The organism is Rhodococcoides corynebacterioides (assembly GCF_019834675.1).
GTDB classification, from domain to species: Bacteria; Actinomycetota; Actinomycetes; order Mycobacteriales; family Mycobacteriaceae; genus Rhodococcoides; species Rhodococcoides corynebacterioides_A.
In genome coordinates this window covers 73,713-91,053 of record NZ_JABUBU010000006.1, presented here as the reverse complement: position 1 = coordinate 91,053, position 17,341 = coordinate 73,713, and the positions used below count along the sequence as shown (strand labels likewise).

The 17,341-nt window shown below is 70.3% G+C and carries 15 protein-coding genes and 2 tRNA genes; 15 read left to right on the top strand and 2 right to left on the bottom strand.

Features of this window, described 5'->3' with window-relative positions:
- Window positions 1–4: 4 nt before the first annotated feature.
- The 13 genes from dnaN to HQ603_RS09825 all read left to right on the top strand — a co-directional run bounded on the left by dnaN (window position 5) and on the right by HQ603_RS09825 (window position 15,005).
- On the top strand, window positions 5–1,189 hold the full coding sequence (gene dnaN / locus HQ603_RS09885) for a DNA polymerase III subunit beta (RefSeq protein WP_222684368.1): 1,185 nt from the start codon (window positions 5–7) through the stop codon (window positions 1,187–1,189).
- Window positions 1,186–2,142 carry a phosphogluconate dehydrogenase (NAD(+)-dependent, decarboxylating) gene (gene gnd, locus HQ603_RS09880; protein ID WP_261773660.1) on the top strand — a complete coding sequence of 319 codons (957 nt, stop codon included), beginning with the start codon at window positions 1,186–1,188 and terminating at the stop codon, window positions 2,140–2,142. Before dnaN ends, gnd begins: the two co-directional genes overlap by 4 nt.
- Window positions 2,143–3,414, top strand: a complete 1,272-nt coding sequence (gene recF / locus HQ603_RS09875; protein WP_222684366.1) for a DNA replication/repair protein RecF — start codon at window positions 2,143–2,145, stop codon at window positions 3,412–3,414.
- Window positions 3,411–3,962 carry a DUF721 family protein gene (locus tag HQ603_RS09870; protein WP_222684365.1) on the top strand — a complete coding sequence of 184 codons (552 nt, stop codon included), beginning with the start codon at window positions 3,411–3,413 and terminating at the stop codon, window positions 3,960–3,962. Before recF ends, HQ603_RS09870 begins: the two co-directional genes overlap by 4 nt.
- Before the next feature lie 239 nt (window positions 3,963–4,201).
- On the top strand, window positions 4,202–5,071 hold the full coding sequence (locus tag HQ603_RS09865) for a metal-dependent hydrolase (protein WP_371831034.1): 870 nt from the start codon (window positions 4,202–4,204) through the stop codon (window positions 5,069–5,071).
- Window positions 5,068–6,195: a PDR/VanB family oxidoreductase gene (locus HQ603_RS09860; RefSeq protein ID WP_308126446.1), complete on the top strand. Its 1,128-nt coding sequence runs from the start codon at window positions 5,068–5,070 to the stop codon at window positions 6,193–6,195. The genes HQ603_RS09865 and HQ603_RS09860 overlap by 4 nt, the downstream gene beginning before the upstream one ends.
- A 262-nt stretch (window positions 6,196–6,457) precedes the next feature.
- Window positions 6,458–8,497 carry a DNA topoisomerase (ATP-hydrolyzing) subunit B gene (gene gyrB / locus HQ603_RS09855; RefSeq protein WP_308126445.1) on the top strand — a complete coding sequence of 680 codons (2,040 nt, stop codon included), beginning with the start codon at window positions 6,458–6,460 and terminating at the stop codon, window positions 8,495–8,497.
- Between the two features lie 83 nt (window positions 8,498–8,580).
- Window positions 8,581–11,103 carry a DNA gyrase subunit A gene (gene gyrA, locus HQ603_RS09850; protein ID WP_222684364.1) on the top strand — a complete coding sequence of 841 codons (2,523 nt, stop codon included), beginning with the start codon at window positions 8,581–8,583 and terminating at the stop codon, window positions 11,101–11,103.
- A 5-nt stretch (window positions 11,104–11,108) separates the two neighbouring features.
- Entirely contained in the window at window positions 11,109–12,095 is a 987-nt protein-coding gene (locus HQ603_RS19115) for a DUF3566 domain-containing protein (protein WP_308126444.1), read from the top strand.
- 107 nt (window positions 12,096–12,202) lie between these two features.
- Window positions 12,203–12,276, top strand: a tRNA-Ile gene (locus HQ603_RS09840).
- A 123-nt stretch (window positions 12,277–12,399) separates the two neighbouring features.
- A tRNA-Ala gene (locus HQ603_RS09835) sits at window positions 12,400–12,472 on the top strand.
- Window positions 12,473–12,571: 99 nt separating this feature from the next.
- Window positions 12,572–13,567 carry a GGDEF domain-containing protein gene (locus HQ603_RS19110; protein WP_222684363.1) on the top strand — a complete coding sequence of 332 codons (996 nt, stop codon included), beginning with the start codon at window positions 12,572–12,574 and terminating at the stop codon, window positions 13,565–13,567.
- 142 nt (window positions 13,568–13,709) lie between these two features.
- On the top strand, window positions 13,710–15,005 hold the full coding sequence (locus HQ603_RS09825; RefSeq protein WP_222684362.1) for an alpha/beta hydrolase: 1,296 nt from the start codon (window positions 13,710–13,712) through the stop codon (window positions 15,003–15,005).
- Here the strand turns inward: HQ603_RS09825 and HQ603_RS18925 are convergent.
- Complete coding sequence (locus tag HQ603_RS18925; protein ID WP_261773639.1) at window positions 14,985–15,359, bottom strand: hypothetical protein; 375 nt, start codon at window positions 15,357–15,359, stop codon at window positions 14,985–14,987. The two genes, HQ603_RS09825 and HQ603_RS18925, sit on opposite strands and share 21 nt — an antisense overlap.
- A gap of 33 nt (window positions 15,360–15,392) precedes the next feature.
- Between HQ603_RS18925 and HQ603_RS09815 the strand changes: the two genes are divergently transcribed.
- Together HQ603_RS09815 and HQ603_RS09810 are read left to right on the top strand one after the other, a co-directional pair.
- The gene (locus HQ603_RS09815; protein WP_222684361.1) at window positions 15,393–15,929 is read left to right on the top strand and encodes a peptidylprolyl isomerase; all 537 of its coding nucleotides are present in this window, start codon (window positions 15,393–15,395) and stop codon (window positions 15,927–15,929) included.
- Window positions 15,929–16,810, top strand: a complete 882-nt coding sequence (locus HQ603_RS09810; protein ID WP_222684360.1) for a rhomboid family intramembrane serine protease — start codon at window positions 15,929–15,931, stop codon at window positions 16,808–16,810. The genes HQ603_RS09815 and HQ603_RS09810 overlap by 1 nt, the downstream gene beginning before the upstream one ends.
- Window positions 16,811–16,844: 34 nt before the next feature.
- Here HQ603_RS09810 and HQ603_RS09805 read toward each other — a convergent pair whose 3' ends face one another.
- Entirely contained in the window at window positions 16,845–17,306 is a 462-nt protein-coding gene (locus tag HQ603_RS09805; protein WP_222684359.1) for a PH domain-containing protein, read from the bottom strand.
- Window positions 17,307–17,341 lie beyond the last annotated feature (35 nt).

Below are 17,341 nucleotides of genomic sequence, written 5' to 3'. Positions count from 1 at the left end.
AGCGATGGAGCTGGGCACCGTGAAGTTTCGAGTCGCTCGAGACGACTTCTCCGATTCCGTCGCGTGGGTGGCTCGATCGCTTCCGTCTCGCCCGGCCGTTCCCGTCCTCGGCGGGGTCCTCCTCGCGGTCGACGACGCCGGGCTGACCGTCTCCGGATTCGACTACGAGGTCTCGGCGCAGGTGCGCGTTCCGGTCGAGGTGGCCGGCAGCGGCCAGGTGCTCGTGTCGGGCAAGCTGCTCGCCGACATCACCAAGTCGCTCCCCGCCAAGCCGGTCGACGTCACCGTCGACGGCACCAAGGTGCTCATCACCTGCGGCACCGCCAAGTTCTCGCTGCCGACGATGCCCGTGGAGGACTACCCGTCGCTGCCCGAGCTGCCGTCGCAGACCGGCACGCTGCCCGTCGACGTCTTCGCGCAGGCCATCTCGCAGGTCGCGGTCGCCGCCGGCAAGGACGACACCCTGCCGATGCTGACCGGCATCCGGATGGAGATCGACGGCGACGCCGTGGTCCTGGCCGCGACCGACCGTTTCCGTCTCGCGGTGCGTGAGCTCGAGTGGAGCCCCGCGGCCGCCGGGACCAGCGCCGCCGTGCTCATCCCGGCGAAGACGCTCTCGGATTCCGCGAAAAGCATCGGCGGAGGCGGTGATTCGGCCGTGCAGCTCGCGCTCGGATCCGCCTCGCACGTGGGCAACGACGGTCTGCTCGGCATCGTCGGCGACGGCCGTCGGACCACGACGCGGCTGCTCGACGCCGAGTTCCCCAAGTTCCGTCAGCTCCTGCCGGCGGAGCACACCGCCGTCGCCACCGTGCCGATCGCCCCGCTGCTCGACGCCATCAAGCGCGTCGCTCTGCTCGCCGAGCGGGGCGCCCAGGTGCGCCTCGAGTTCGCCGCGGACACCGTCACGCTGTCGGCCGGCGGGGACGACGCCGGTCGCGCCGAGGAGTCCATCGAAGCGCACTTCCAGGGCGAACCGCTCACCATCGCGTTCAACCCCGGGTACCTCACCGACGGTCTGAACTCGCTGCACGCGGAGCGCGTGTCGTTCGGATTCACCACCCCCAGCCGTCCGGCCGTGTTGCGGCCCGCCGGCGAGGAGGAGCTGACCGCCGACGAGAGCGGCACCTTCGCCGCTCCCCGCAGCGAGTACACGTATCTGCTGATGCCGGTACGCCTTCCGGGCTGAGTCGCCCCCGGTCGACAGCTCACCGCCATTTCGAGAGGACACCACGCATGAAGATCGGACTGATCGGACTCGGCAAGATGGGGTTCAACATGCGCGAGCGGCTGCGCCGCCACGACATCGAGGTCGTCGGGTACGACCCGCGGCCCGAGGTCACCGACGTGACGTCTCTCGCGGCCCTCGCCGAGGCGCTGCCGGCTCCGCGCATCGTGTGGGTCATGGTGCCTTCCGGCCCGGTCACGCGCGAGACCGTCACCGAGCTGGCCGACGTCCTGTCCGAGGGCGACCTGGTGATCGACGGCGGCAACTCTCGTTTCACCGACGACGCCGTGCACGGAAAGATGTTGTCCGAGAAGGGTATCGGTTACCTCGACGCCGGCGTCTCGGGCGGCGTGTGGGGTCTCGACAACGGCTACGGCCTCATGGTCGGCGGCGCCGCCGGCGACGTCGAGCGCGCCATGCCGATCTTCGACGCGCTGCGCCCCGAGGGCGAGCGCGCCGACGGCTTCGTCCACGCGGGCCCGGTCGGTGCCGGTCACTACGCGAAGATGGTGCACAACGGCATCGAGTACGGCCTGATGCACGCGTACGCCGAGGGCTACGAGCTGCTCGCGGCCGAGGATCTCATCGAGGACGTCACCGGCGTGGTGCGGGCCTGGACCAAGGGCACCGTCGTGCGGTCGTGGCTGCTCGACCTGTTGGTCAAGGCGCTCGAGGAGGACCCGGCGTTCAGCGAGATCTCCGGGTACACACAGGATTCCGGCGAGGGCAGGTGGACCGTCGAGGAAGCGATCCGCCACTCCGTGCCGGCTCCCGTGATCTCCGCGGCGCTCTTCGCGCGGTTCGCGTCGCGTCAGCAGGACTCCCCGGCGATGAAGGCGGTCTCGGCTCTGCGCAACCAGTTCGGTGGCCACGCGGTGCAGCGCGCCCCGAACACCGAGACCACCGGTGCGTAGGTGTTCGTTCGATCCACCACGCTGGTCGATTTCCGTTCCTGGGAACGGCTCGCGCTCGAGCTGACCCCCGGCGCCACCGTGTTGGTGGGGCCCAACGGTCACGGCAAGACCAATGTGCTCGAGGCGCTCGGGTACCTCGCGACCCTGTCCTCGCACCGGGTCGCGACGGATGCCCCGCTCGTCAGAACCGGCGCCGACCGGGCCCTCGTGCGCGCGACGGTGGTCAACCTCGGTCGTGAGCTGACCGTCGACGTCGATATCGCGGCGGGCCGACCGAACCGTGCGCGGCTGAACACCAGCCCCGTGCGTCGTCCGCGGGAGATCCTCGGGGTGCTGAACACGGTGCTGTTCGCGCCCGAGGATCTGGCGATGGTGCGCGGCGAGCCCACCGAGCGTCGTCGCTATCTCGACGAGTTGATCGTGGCCCGGTCGCCTCGAATGGCTGCTGTCCGAACGGAATACGACCGCGTGCTCCGTCAGCGGTCGACACTGCTCAAGTCCGGTGGCTACGCGCTGCGCCGCGGCACGACGTCGCAGGACGGCGCGTCGGCGCTGGCGACACTCGAGGTGTGGGACAGCCAGTTGGCCGCGTTCGGGGCCGAGATCGTCGCGCATCGACTGCGCGCGTGCCGCGACGTCGGACCCCATGTGTCGCAGGCGTATCGCGACATCGCGCCGGGGTCGCGACCCGCGCGGGTGGGTTACAAGTGTTCGATCGGCGACTCCGCCCCGCCCGAGCTGTTCGATCTCGACCGTGCCGAGGAGCCGGACGACGTCGATGTCCTGGAAGCGGCGTTCCTGCAGCAACTCTCGGTCGTGCGTACCCGGGAGATCGAGCGGGGCACCACGCTGGTCGGGCCGCACCGGGACGACCTCGAGCTCGTGCTGGGCACCGATCCCGCGAAGGGCTTCGCCAGTCACGGTGAGTCGTGGTCGTACGCCCTGGCTTTGCGGTTGGGTGCGTTCGCGCTTCTGCGCAGCGAGGGCAGCGATCCGGTGCTCCTGCTCGACGACGTGTTCGCCGAACTGGACCGTGCCCGCCGAACCGCCCTGGCGCGCGTGGCGGCGACCGCGGAGCAGGTTTTGGTGACGGCCGCGGTCGGTGAGGACGTGCCCGACGAGTTGTCGGCGGTGCGCGTCGACGTCCGGGCGCACGACACGGTGACCGCGGACGGGACACCGAGCCGCGCGTCCGTGGCGACGCACCACGTTCCCGAGTCGGGTGTCGGTGACCGGGTGCAGACTCGACAGGACACGGAGGAGGACGTATGAGCGAGACACCGGCGAGTTCCGGCGCGAACGAGTCCCCGTCGTCCGCTCCGCGGGGGTCGGACATCGCGCGGCAGGCCCTCGAGGCGGCGCGGGCCGCGGCCAAGGCGAACGGCAAGGCGGTGGGGCAGGGTCGCTCGCCGTACGTCCGCCGTCCCCGTCGGACGCGCACGTGGTCGTCCGCGCGCCCGGACGATCGTGATCCGCAGGCCCTCGGGGCGCTCGCCGCGTCGTTGGCGGCGTCGCGCGGGTGGTCGGCCAAGGTGGACGAGGGCACGGTCTTCGGCCGCTGGGAGTCGGTGGTCGGATCCGACATCGCCGCGCACGCGCAGCCGTCGACGTTGCGGGACGGCGTGCTGGCCGTGACGGCGGAATCGACGGCCTGGGCCACGCAGCTGCGGTTGATGCAGTCCCAGATCCTCGGCCGGATCGCCGCGGCGGTCGGCAGCGGCGTGGTCACGAGTCTGCGCATCACCGGGCCGGCCGCGCCGAGCTGGCGCAAGGGCGAGAGGCACGTCTCCGGCCGTGGTCCGCGCGACACGTACGGCTGACCGAACGCCGGTCCGCGGTCGACCGGTCGCCGACGGGTGACAACGTCCGCGCAGCGTCGTGCTGACAATTCTCAACAGTTGTTGATCCGTCGCGCGGGCCGTTCTACGGTCGGGACGAGGGGCAGGTCACGGACCGTTCGACGGCTCTACCCACTGTCGTACCCGTCCGGGCGTCGGCGTCGGACCGAATATCCGCACGAGCCCCGCCTACCGCTCACCAGGGCTGAGGAGGAACAATCGTGTCGGTGACCAACGACCCGGGACCTGTGACGCTGACCGCGCGGGACGTGGAGTTCCGCTGGGACGACATGCGCATGCACTACATGAACGACGACGTCGTCTCCACCCACCTGATGAACGTGATGCACCTGTTCCTCCCCGAGGGCGAGGAGTGGTTCGTGCGCGTGTTCACCGAGGCGCTGCCGATGATCCACGACGAGAAGCTCCGTCAGGACGTCATCGGCTTCATCGGCCAGGAGGCGATGCACGCCCAGGCGCACACCGGCGTGCACGACTGGTTGAAGAGTCGCGGCCTCGACCCGACCCCGTACGTGAGCCACATGGAATACCTGTTCCGGGTGGCGCTGGACAAGCGACCCACGGACACCAAGAACAGCCTGGTCGAACGCCTGTCGCTCATCGCGGCCATCGAGCACCTGACGTCGTTCCTCGGCCACTGGGTGCTCACCGAACCGGCACTCGACGAGGCCGACATCGATCCGACGATGCTCGACCTGGTGCGCTGGCACGGGGCCGAAGAGGTGGAGCACCGGGCGGTCGCGTTCGACGTGCTGCAGTACTTCGACACCAGCCGGTGGCGCCGCGTCCGGACCTACATCATGGTGACGCCGTCCATCGTCTCGATGTGGGGACGCGGACTGAAGTTCATGATGGAGAACGATCCGACGTTGCCGCCGTCGCAGCGCAAGGCGCGGTTGCGCGACGTTCGCCGGGTCATGAAGGCCGGCCTGTTCCCCTCGGCGAAGGACATCGCCAAGGCGTCGGTGCGGTATTTCGCCAAGGACTTCCACCCCTCGCAGGAGAGTTCCACCGCGCTGGCCGTGAACTACCTCGCGTCGTCGCCCGCGGCGCGGGCCGCCGCGACGTGAGCAGCCGACGGCGCAAAGCCGCCCGCGTCCTCGAGACGGTGCGCGGATACCGGGCCAGCCGCACCATTCCGACGGATCTGTTCGGCGGGCCGGAGCAGGACGAGGCGCTCGCCCAGATCACCGACGGGCTCGACAAGGTCTTCGCCATGCTCGATCTGTCGGAGTTCCGGGGGGTCGGGGCGCCGACCGTCGTCCGCCGGCTGGACATGACCCTCGTGGCGCGCCGGACGGTGTGCGTCGACGAGAACGTCGTGGAGTTCACCTTCCGCCGGGTCGACGGCGAGGACGTGCCCTCGTGGCATCCGGGCAGTCACGTCGACGTCGAACTCCCCTCGGGACGACGACGTCAGTACTCCCTGTGCGGTGATCCGCTCGAGTCGGACGCGTACACGATCGCGGTCCGGCTGATTCCCGACGGCGGCGGGGGTTCGCGGGAGATGCACGGCCTCGAGGTGGGCGACCGCATCGTGATCACGGGGCCGCGCAACGCTTTTCCGTTCGTGGCCGCCGGTTCCGCGCTGTTCGTCGCGGGTGGCATCGGGATCACCGCGATCCTGCCCATGGTGCGTCGTGCCCGCGCGGTGGGGATGGACTGGCACCTGGTGCACACCGGTCGCTCCCGCGCGGCGACGCCCTACCTCGACGAGATCTCCACGTGGGAGCCCGAGCGCGTCACGGTGCGCAGCGACGACGTCGACGGTCTGCCGACGGCGGCCGACCTCCTGCGGCACGCTCCCGACGGCGGCTCGGTCTACACCTGCGGTCCGCCCCCGATGATGGATCTGGTGCGCGGCGGCATCGAGCAGACCGGTGCGACGCGGCTGCACCTGGAGCGGTTCTCGCCGCCGCCGGTGGTGTCCGGGGAACCGTTCCGCATCACGCTCGCCCGGTCCGAGGAGACCGTGGAGGTGCCGTCCGACCGCACCGCCCTCGACGTCCTGCGCGAGGCCCGACCGGACATCGCCTACTCCTGCCGGCAGGGGTTCTGCGGAACGTGCCGGGTTCGCGTGCTGGACGGAACGCCGGACCACCGCGATCGGCGGCTGTCCCCGGCCGAGCGGGAGGACCACATGTTGGTGTGCGTCTCGCGGGCGGCCGGAGAGGATCTGGTTCTCGACCTCTGACCGCGTGGACGTTCCCGACCGCCCGGACCCATGATCGGACCCGCAGAAGGGCGCGAAAGTCCGTCTCTGTGGCACTGAGGCCGCGTTTCGCACGGCAAGGTGCGGCTCTCGCCGTCGGTTACCGGTACGATGGACCGGTACAGACCACCGAGCGCGGCCCCGTCGTGGCGCCGCGCGCATTCGGTCGAGGTCCTCTGCCGACGTCACCGGGGTCCCGGTGTGTGCGGGGGAGCGGACGAGGCGTGAAGGAGAACAGCTGATCGTGGCCGACCGGAATTCGGGGAAGAGCGACACACCCGGCGACAAGTCCAAGCAGTACGACGCGTCGTCGATCACCGTCCTCGAGGGACTCGAGGCGGTGCGCAAGCGCCCCGGTATGTACATCGGATCCACCGGTGAGCGCGGACTGCACCACCTGATCTGGGAGGTCGTCGACAACTCGGTCGACGAGGCGATGGCCGGCCACGCCACCACCGTCGAGGTCACCCTGCTCGCCGACGGCGGCGTCCGGGTGGTCGACGACGGCCGCGGTATCCCCACCGGCATGCACGCGTCGGGCATCCCCACCATCGAGGTGGTCATGACCCAGCTGCACGCCGGCGGCAAGTTCGACTCCGACTCCTACGCGGTGTCCGGCGGTCTGCACGGTGTCGGTATCTCCGTGGTCAACGCGCTGTCGACGACGCTGCTCGCCGAGGTGGACAACGCCGGCCACCACTGGACGCAGACCTACGACCGGTCCGTTCCGGGGCCGCTGAAGAAGGGCGAGCCGACGGACCGCACCGGGACGTCGATCTCCTTCTGGCCGGACCCGGACATCTTCGAGACCACGGTCTTCAAGTTCGAGACCGTCGCGCGGCGGCTGCAGGAGATGGCGTTCCTCAACAAGGGACTGACCATCGTGCTGACCGACGAGCGCGCGTCCGACGCGGAGCGGATCGCCGACGAGACGGCGGACAACGAGCTCGCCGAGATGCCGAAGGCCGAGGGCGACGCGGACACCAAGGTCAAGACCAAGACCTACCACTACCCCGGTGGTCTCGAGGACTACGTCCGCTACATCAACAAGTCGAAGACGGCGCAGCACCCGTCGGTGATCGGCTTCGGCGCCAAGGGAACCGGCCACGAGCTCGAGATCGCCATGCAGTGGAACCAGACGTACACCGAGTCGGTCCACACCTTCGCCAACACCATCAACACGCACGAGGGCGGCACCCACGAGGAAGGGTTCCGCACCGCGTTGACGACGGTGGTGAAGAAGTACGCCAAGGAGAAGAAGCTCGTCAAGGAGAAGGACGGCGATCTCAGCGGCGACGACATCCGCGAGGGTCTGGCCGCGATCATCTCCGTGAAGGTCGGCGAGCCGCAGTTCGAGGGACAGACCAAGACCAAGCTCGGCAACACCGAGGTGAAGTCCTTCGTGCAGAAGGCCGCCGGTGAGCACCTGACGCACTGGTTCGAGGCGAACCCCGCCGAGGCGAAGCTCATCGTCAGCAAGGCGGTGGCCTCGATGCAGGCGCGGACCGCGGCGCGACGGGCGCGAGATCTGGTGCGGCGCAAGAGCGCGACCGACATCGGCGGCCTGCCCGGCAAGCTGGCCGACTGCCGCTCCAACGATCCCAGCAAGTGCGAGATCTACATCGTGGAGGGCGATTCCGCCGGCGGTTCCGCCAAGTCGGGCCGCGATTCGATGTACCAGGCCATTCTTCCGTTGCGCGGCAAGATCATCAACGTGGAGAAGGCGCGCATCGACCGCGTGCTGAAGAACACCGAGGTCCAGTCGATCATCACGGCGTTCGGCACGGGCATCCACGACGAGTTCGACATCGCCAAGCTCCGGTACCACAAGATCGTGCTCATGGCCGACGCCGACGTGGACGGGCAGCACATCTCGACGCTGCTGCTGACCTTGCTGTTCCGCTTCATGCGCCCGCTCGTCGAGCACGGCTACGTCTACCTCGCGATGCCGCCGCTGTACAAGCTCAAGTGGCAGCGCGGCGCGGAACCGGAGTTCGCGTACTCCGACCGCGAGCGCGACGGTCTGCTCGAGGCGGGACTCGCCGCGGGCAAGAAGATCAACAAGGACGACGGCATCCAGCGCTACAAGGGTCTGGGCGAGATGAACGCCAAGGAGCTGTGGGAGACCACGATGGATCCGAGCGTGCGCGTGCTGCGGCAGGTCACCCTCGACGACGCCGCTGCCGCCGACGAGCTGTTCTCCATCCTCATGGGTGAGGACGTCGAGGCTCGCCGCAGTTTCATCACCCGTAATGCCAAGGACGTTCGCTTCCTCGACGTGTAGCGACCAGCCGCGCCCGCGCCCGGTGGCCGTCCCGACGGACGACCGATTGTGCGCGGGATGCGGTCTCGCACAAGGAGATCAGCATGACCGACACCACCCTCCCGCCGACCGGTGGGGACGGCCCCACCTCGGACCGCATCGAGCCTGTCGACATCCAGCAGGAGATGCAGAACAGCTACATCGACTACGCCATGAGCGTGATCGTCGGACGCGCGCTGCCCGAGGTGCGCGACGGCCTCAAGCCCGTGCACCGTCGCGTGCTCTACGCGATGTTCGACAACGGCTACCGCCCCGACCGCGGTTACGTGAAATCCGCACGGCCCGTGGCGGAGACGATGGGCAACTACCACCCCCACGGTGACAGCTCGATCTACGACACGCTGGTGCGCATGGCGCAGCCGTGGTCGATGCGCTACCCGCTGGTCGACGGCCAGGGCAACTTCGGATCGCGCGGCAACGACGGTCCGGCGGCCATGCGCTATACCGAATGTCGCCTCACGCCGCTCGCGATGCAGATGCTCGCGGACATCGAAGAGGAGACCGTCGACTTCGTCGCGAACTACGACGGTCGCACGCTCGAGCCGACGGTCCTGCCCAGCCGCTTCCCCAACCTGCTCGCCAACGGCAGCGGCGGTATCGCCGTCGGCATGGCGACCAACGTTCCGCCGCACAACCTTCGGGAACTCGCCGAGGGCGTGTACTGGACGCTCGACAACTACGACGCCCCCGAGGACGTGGCCCTCGAGGCCATGATCGAGCGGATCAAGGGCCCGGACTTCCCGACGCACGGACTGATCGTCGGCTCGCAGGGCATCGAGGACGCGTACCGCACCGGCCGCGGATCCATCCGCATGCGCGGTGTGGTCGACATCGAGGAGGGCGAGCGCGGTGGAACGCAGATCGTCATCACCGAGCTGCCCTACCAGGTCAACCCGGACAACATGATCGCCTCCATCGCCGAGCAGCTGAAAGACGGTCGTATCGCCGGCATCTCGGACATCGAGGACCAGTCCTCGGACCGCGTCGGCATGCGCATCGTCATCAAGCTGCGTCGTGACGCGGTGGCCAAGGTGGTGCTGAACAACCTCTACAAGCACAGCCAGCTGCAGACCAGCTTCGGCGCCAACATGCTCTCGATCGTCGACGGCGTGCCGCGCACCCTGCGCATCGACCAGATGATCCGGCTGTACGTCACCCACCAGCTCGACGTCATCGTCCGGCGCACGCGGTATCGGCTGCGCAAGGCCGAGGAACGCGCCCACATCCTGCGCGGACTGGTCAAGGCGCTCGACGCGCTCGACGAGGTCATCGCCCTCATCCGCCGGTCGGCCGACGCCGACGTCGCGCGCCAGGGCCTGATGGACCTGCTCGACGTCGACCAGATCCAGGCCGACGCGATCCTGGCGATGCAGCTGCGTCGTCTGGCCGCGCTCGAGCGTCAGAAGATCGTCGACGACCTCGCCGCCATCGAGCTCGAGATCGCCGACCTGAAGGACATCCTCGACCGGCCGGAGCGCCAGCGCGAGATCGTCCGCAGCGAACTCGCCGAGATCGTCGAGAAGCACGGTGACGATCGCCGGACCCGCATCATCGCCAGCGACGGCGACGTCAGCGACGAGGACCTCATCGCGCGGGAGAACGTCGTCGTCACCATCACCGAGACCGGCTACGCCAAGCGCACCCGCACCGACCTGTACCGCTCGCAGAAGCGCGGCGGCAAGGGCGTGCAGGGCGCCGGACTCAAGCAGGACGACATCGTCAGCAAGTTCTTCGTCTGCTCGACGCACGACTGGATCCTGTTCTTCACCACCAAGGGCCGGGTCTACCGGGCCAAGGCGTACGAGCTGCCCGAGGCCAATCGCACGGCGCGCGGCCAGCACGTCGCCAACCTGCTCGCGTTCCAGCCCGACGAGCGCATCGCGCAGATCATCCAGATCAAGACGTACGACGACGCCCCCTACCTGGTGCTCGCCACCAAGGCCGGCCTGGTGAAGAAGTCCAAGCTCTCGGACTTCGACTCCAACCGGTCCGGCGGCATCGTCGCCGTCAACCTGCGCGGCGACGACGAGCTGGTGGGCGCGGTCCTGTGCAGCGCCGACGACGACCTGCTGCTCGTCTCCGCCCAGGGTCAGTCGATCCGGTTCTCCGCCACCGACGAGGTCCTGCGGCCGATGGGCCGCGCCACCTCCGGCGTGCAGGGCATGCGCTTCAACGGCGAGGACCGACTGCTCTCGCTCAACGTGGTCAAGGAAGGCACGTACCTGCTGGTCGCGACCTCCGGCGGCTACGCCAAGCGCACCGCCATGGAGGACTACCCGCCCCAGGGACGCGGCGGCAAGGGCGTGCTGACCATCCAGTTCGACGCCCGTCGTGGCACGCTGGTGGGAGCGCTCATCGTGAACGACGACGACGAGCTCTACGCCATCACCTCGAGCGGCGGTGTCATCCGCACCGCGGCGAAGCAGGTTCGACGGGCCGGACGCCAGACCAAGGGCGTGCGTCTGATGAACCTCGGGGACGGCGACACCTTGTTGGCCATCGCACGCAACGCGGACGAGCCGGAGGATCTCCCGACGGGAGACACCGACGGATCGAAGGAGTCGTAAGCACCGTGACCAATCCCGACACGCCCGCAGCCGGTCGCCCCACCGGAGCCGACGGCGCGCCGACCGGTTCCGACGCCACACCCCCCACCGGGACCCCGCGGGCGGACGCCGCTCCGCCGCGGCCCGCCGGTCAGGGTCCGGCGCAGCAGGGTCCGGCCCGCCCGGCGCAGCAGGGTCCGCAGCAGGGCCCGGGCCAGCAGTCTCCAGGGCAGCAGGGTCGGGTGCAGCAGGGTCCGCAGCGTCAGCCGCAGACCAACCTGCAGCAGCGACCCGGCCAGGCGGGGTCCGCCTCGTCGGTGCAACCGGGGTCCGGACAGCAGGGGTCCGGCCCCGCGGCGCCGGCAGGGCCTCGACCCCCCGCCGGCCCCCGGCCTCCGGCCGGCCCGGGCGCTCCGGCGGGACCCGTCGGACCGAGCGGCTCCGGCGGCCCCAGCGGCCCCGCGGCGCAGGGCCGATCCGACGGCGGTGCGAAGGCGAGCAAGGCCGCTGTCATCGACGGACCCACGCGCAACATCGAGCGCAAGGATCTGCCGACGGACATGCCGGATCTGTCCACCGTGCGGCATCCGGGTCACGAGGAACCGCGCACCGAGCGGGCCCTCCCGGTCGCGACACCGCGTCCGTCGGCGCCCGGTGAGCCGTTGCGTGCCACCGTGCAGGTCCGGAAGCTCGACCCGTGGTCGATGCTGAAGCTGTCCCTGGTGATCTCGGTGTCGCTGTTCTTCGTGTGGATGGTGGCCGTCGGGCTGCTGTACCTCGTGCTCGACGGCATGGGGGTCTGGGATCGGCTGAACAACGCGTTCTCCGACATCGTGGCCTCGTCCGGCGACGCCGGTCTGGTGTCGGCGGGTCAGATCTTCGGCTACGCGGCCGTGATCGGTCTGATCAACGTGGTTCTCTTCACCGCGCTCACCACGGTCGGCTCCTTCGTCTACAACCTGTCCTCCGACCTGGTCGGTGGGCTGGAAGTGACTCTCGCGGACCGGGATTGACGGACCGCGCGGTCGGCGGCCGGCGGCGTTTTGGTCCTGGCCGCGCGGTGCGGTAATCTCGTGCCTCGGTTCGGAAAGCATCACGGTGCTGCCCGGATCGACGGTGCGGGCCTATAGCTCAGGCGGTTAGAGCGCTTCCCTGATAAGGAAGAGGTCGGAGGTTCAAGTCCTCCTAGGCCCACGATCGAGTGTGGAGGTCACCGATGAAGTTCGCCCTCTCACTCGTGGTGGTCGCCACGGCGGCCGCGATTCGCGCCATCGTGCGTGAGAGTCGCGTCTGGCACTCGCTGTCCGACACCGAGACGGGGCCTTAGCTCAGTTGGTAGAGCGCTGCCTTTGCAAGGCAGATGTCAGGAGTTCGAATCTCCTAGGCTCCACTCCCTCTCTTCTCTCGGGACGATCGTCCCCACACTTGCTCACCATTCACCACGGCAGCGGTGTCCCGTGATCGGCCGGCGTCCCCGATACTGGCTGACGTGAACACAGCCCGCCGCCTCGAGGCGTCCACCGCGCTGGTGGCGTATCTCGGCCTCACGTCGATTCTCTTCGTGGCCGGCGCCGTCGCGTTCTCCGGTACGACGTCGGGCACCGTCGTCATGATCGTCGTCGGTGTCGCGCAATCCGTGGCCGCGGCCCTGGTCCACTTCGGCCCGCACCCCACTCCCACCCGCACCCTGGGTATCGCCACGGGAGTCGCGGTGGGAGGCCTGTGGGCGGTGTTCCTGACGTCCGACGGCGCCGTCGCCTACCTGCTCCTGACCCAGGCGGCCATGCTCCTCGCGATGCAGCTGACCGGGTACTGGAGCGAGCGCGGCGGCTGGGTGTGGGTGGTCGTACTCCTCGCCGGATGCGTCGTCGCCGCCGCGTTGTCCCCGTCCACCATGCCCGCCGTCGCGTACCTGCTGACCGCGCTGGGCATCGTCGCCGCGGCGGAGTTCTTCGGCAATCACAGTCGGCGGATGCGGCATTCCGCGAACCGGGATCCCCTCACGGGCCTGCTCAACCGGCAGGGCCTCGAGGCGCGTGTGGAGAAGTTGCTGCCGACGTACGCCGCCCGGGGTCTGCCCGTCAGCATGGCCGTGCTCGACCTGGACAACTTCAAGACCGTCAACGATCGGTACGGGCACATCGCGGGCGACGTTCTCCTCGAGCGGGTGGCGGCGTCGTGGCGGGCGCGGCTGCGCAAGGGGGACGTCCTGGGCCGGCTCGGGGGCGACGAGTTCGTCCTCTTCATGCCGGGCACCACCGAGCACGACGCCGCCGTCCTGCTCGACGAACTACGCCGCGCGCACTCGGCGGAGTGGAGCGTGGGGCTGGTGTGCATGCCGACGGTGCGGCGCTGGTCGGAGATCTATCGCGCCGCCGATGCTGAGCTCTACCGCGCGAAGCGCGCCCGCGGGGCGGACCGGTTGGCGCGCCCGGTCCCCCGCGCGGTGGTCGAGGACGCGGGCGCGTCCGCCGACAGCCGGTGACGGCCGCGCCCGGGGACAACCGCGCACCCCGGGGATGAACGGCCCGAGCGGTCGGTGCGGTGCGGTCCACTGTGGGGGACGGACCGTCGCTGGAACGGCCCGTCACGAGTGGACGGGGCGGGACGTGTGGCAAGCACAGGACATGTGGCAGCGGGGGCGGATGCTCACGGTGGCGGTGACGGAACTCGAGTCGGTGCTCGACCGCGTCGCCGTCTGCCTCCGCCCGAGCGACTGGGACGGCCCCGCGGCCACCGCCGCTCGGACCGGGGTGCGCACCCTTCTCGCCGGCTTCGACGACGCGGTGTCGACGCTGCGACGGCTGGGCGCCGTCGCCGTCGACGCGGGGGACGAACGTGCGGCGCTGGAACGGTGGGGCGCGCCCGACGACGTCGTCTGCACCGAGCTGGACGCGCGGGTGGCGGCCGCGTTCACGACTTCGGGACACGGGGGTGACGCGGCCGGGGTCGACGCCGCGTCCGCCGCGGCCGGGGTCGACGCCGCGAGTGTGCTCGACGCGGTGCACCGGCCGCGGCTGCTCGCCGATCGAGAGGCATTGCGCCGCGTCGAACGCGACCTGGCCGCGGAGGTGGAGCGCTCGTTTCTCGGCGGCCTGACGACCGACGCCGACGCCGGTCTGGCCGAGACACGCGCCCGGCTGGCCGCGCTCGACTCGACTATTGCCGTGCTCGCGCAACCCGGCCGACGCCTCGTGCAGTACGACCAGGGCCCGCGCCGCACCACCGTCGCCGTCGCGGTCGGGCCGATCGACGGGGCGGATCGCGTGGCGGTGTTCGTCCCGGGCGCCGGGACCACGGTCGACGGCGATCTCGCCGCCCGCGACGAGGAGACCGCGCGCATCGTGGCCGACGCCGGGCGCCGCACGGACCAGGTGGTCGCGGGCATCACGTGGCTCGGCTACGAGGCGCCGGCCTGGAACGGCGAGCTCGTCGACCCGGCTCGATCGGTGGCCGGCCTCGGCCCGGCCCGTGCCGGCGCGGAGGCACTGGCCCACGCCCTGCGCGCGGTGGACATGCCCCGGCACCTGACCGACGACGCACCCCGCGTGGCCGTCGTCGCGCATTCCTACGGAACGGTCCTCGCGGCGGAGGCCCTCCGGGACGGCGGATCGGCGGACGCGGTGGTGCTCATGGGGTCGCCGGGGTGGAACGACCCGCCGCCCGACGCACCGGCGCCCTTCGTGCTCGAGGCGCCGACCGACCCGGTGGCCGATCTGGGCCGGTTCGGCACCGATCCCAGCGAGCTCCCCGGAGCAACGGTGCTGGCCGCGGACGGGGCCATGGGCCACTCGGCGTACCTCGACGCGGGCAGCGTGTCGGCGTCGAACGTCGCGGCCGTCGTGGCGGGCACCGAGGTGGTGCCCGGGTCACGCTCGATCGACGTCGCCGACGTTCTCCGGTTACTGCTGCGGTTGCGGTGACGTCCCGGTCACGGGCGTGTCGAGACGCGGCGGCTCGGCGGCCGGGGGCGGCAGCTCCGTGCGGCGCGATCGCGCCGCGGCGATCGCACCGGCGGCTGCGGCGGCAACCAGGCCGAGCAACCCCAGACGCAGGACGCGCGATCGACCCGACCGGCGCGTCGTACGCGGTGCACGCACGGGCGTCGACACCCCACCGTCCTCGCGGGCGCGGGCGCGACGTGCCCGCAGCACCTGCACACCCTTCCGGGTCACCACGAATCCCGTGGCCGCCGGGCCCTTCGCCAGGGTGGTCGCCGTCTCGCGGGCGATCCCCAGGGCCTTCTTCGCCGTCGCACGATCCGGTGCAGTCGTCATGCCTTCACCTTCGCACATCGGGCGCCTGGCACGATGGACGACGTGACCTCACCACTTCAGACCCAGACAGCGACGCTGCACACCAACCGCGGCGACATCCAGATCGCGCTCTTCGGCAACCACGCGCCGAAGACCGTCGAGAACTTCGTCGGTCTCGCGCAGGGCACCAAGGAGTACAGCACCAAGAACGCCGCCGGCACGTCGGAAGGCCCGTTCTACGACGGCGCCATCTTCCACCGCGTCATCGCCGGCTTCATGCTGCAGGGCGGTGACCCCACGGGCACCGGCACCGGCGGCCCCGGCTACAAGTTCGGCGACGAGTTCCACCCGGAACTGTCCTTCGACCGTCCGTACCTGCTCGCGATGGCCAACGCCGGCCCCGGCACCAACGGGTCGCAGTTCTTCATCACCGTCGGCCCGACCCCCCACTTGAACCGTCGTCACTCCATCTTCGGCGAGGTCGTCGACCCTGCGTCGCAGAAGGTCGTCGACGAGATCGCCACGACGCCCACCGGCCGCGGCGACCGTCCGGTCGAGGACGTCGTCATCGAGCGCGTCACCATCTCCTGATGAGCACACCTGGCTGGGGCGGCGCTCCGATGCCGCCCCAGCCGGGCTGCGTGCGCCATCCGACCGTTCCCACCGGGCTGTCCTGCACTCGATGCGGTCGGCCCGCCTGTCCGCAGTGCCTGCGCCCCGCGTCCGTGGGGCAGCACTGCGTCGACTGCGTGGCCGCCGCCGGAGGCTCGGTGCCGCAGGCCCGCACCGTTGCCGGTGGCACGCTTCGCACCGCCGTCGCGACGCCCGTCGTGACCTTCACGCTGATGGCGATCAACGTCGCCGTCTACGCCCTCACCGCCGCGCAGGCCGGCGGTGTCGGCAATCAGGCGAGCGCACTGTTCCGGTCGTTCGCCCTGGTCCCGATCCTGGTCGCCGACGGCGACTACGCCCGTGTCGTCGGCAGCGGCTTCCTGCACTCGGGCATCGTCCATCTCGCGGTCAACATGTTCGCGCTGTACGTCATCGGTCGGGACTGCGAGGCCGTACTCGGCCGCGCGCGCTACCTCGCCGTGTACGCCGTGTCCCTGCTCGGCGGCGCCGCCGCCGTGATGTGGCTGGCCTCGCCGGTGTCGGCGACCGTCGGGGCGTCCGGTGCGGTGTTCGGACTGCTCGGCGCCCAGGCCGTCGTCCTGGTTCGCCTGCGGCGCAGCCCGACGCCCGTGCTCGCGATCATCGGCCTCAACATCGTGCTGTCGATCGCCATCCCCGGCATCTCGCTGTGGGGGCATCTCGGTGGTCTCGCCGCCGGCGCCGCCGCCACCGCGGCCGTGCTCTTCCTGCGCGGCGGGGATCCCGCGCGCACGCGCCTGCTCGGCTGGGTCGGCGTCGCCGGGGTCGGCGTTCTCGCCCTGCTCGCCGTGGTGGTGCGGGCGGGCGTGCTGCTCGGCTGAGCGACTCCGCCGAACTCTCACCGCGGCCGAGCGGCTACCGCGACGAGAAGCCCTCGGGCACCCACCCGGCGGCGTCGAGCTCGTCGAACACCGTCCGCGGATCGGTACCCAGATCCCACCGGCCGAGGATGACGAGGCGCTCGGACGCGTCGGGTTCGCGCAGATCCATCTCGATCATGGGGACGCGCCGACCGAGTCGCGGGTACGGCACCAGACGAACGGTGTCGACGTCGCCCCGGGTGTAGCGACGCACGCCGCGGATTCCCTTGATATGGAGAGCGTCGTCGGTCAGCGTGAGCTGGGGGCGCCGCCGGGCACCGACCGCGGCCAGACCCAGTGCGCACAGCGCCGCCAGTCCGATCAGCAGCTGCCCGGCCGTATCGCCCCTGGTCAGCGCGGCGGCCACGAGCAGAACCACGCCGCCGATCACCAACACCGCGAGCAGCGCCGGAGGTGTCCCCCACGTGCGGGCCGAGCCCGGGGACGAGTTATCCACAGGAGTTATCCACACTGTTGATGAACAACACGCGT

Coding starts and splice junctions, on each gene's coding strand:
- dnaN (WP_222684368.1), top strand. CDS start 5: ATGGAGCTGGGCACCGTGAAGTTTCGAGTCGCTCGAGACGACTTCTCC.
- HQ603_RS09870 (WP_222684365.1), top strand. CDS start 3,411: ATGAGCGAGACACCGGCGAGTTCCGGCGCGAACGAGTCCCCGTCGTCC.
- gyrA (WP_222684364.1), top strand. CDS start 8,581: ATGACCGACACCACCCTCCCGCCGACCGGTGGGGACGGCCCCACCTCG.
- HQ603_RS09825 (WP_222684362.1), top strand. CDS start 13,710: ATGTGGCAGCGGGGGCGGATGCTCACGGTGGCGGTGACGGAACTCGAG.
- HQ603_RS18925 (WP_261773639.1), bottom strand. CDS start 15,359: ATGACGACTGCACCGGATCGTGCGACGGCGAAGAAGGCCCTGGGGATC.
- HQ603_RS09815 (WP_222684361.1), top strand. CDS start 15,393: ATGGACGACGTGACCTCACCACTTCAGACCCAGACAGCGACGCTGCAC.
- HQ603_RS09810 (WP_222684360.1), top strand. CDS start 15,929: ATGAGCACACCTGGCTGGGGCGGCGCTCCGATGCCGCCCCAGCCGGGC.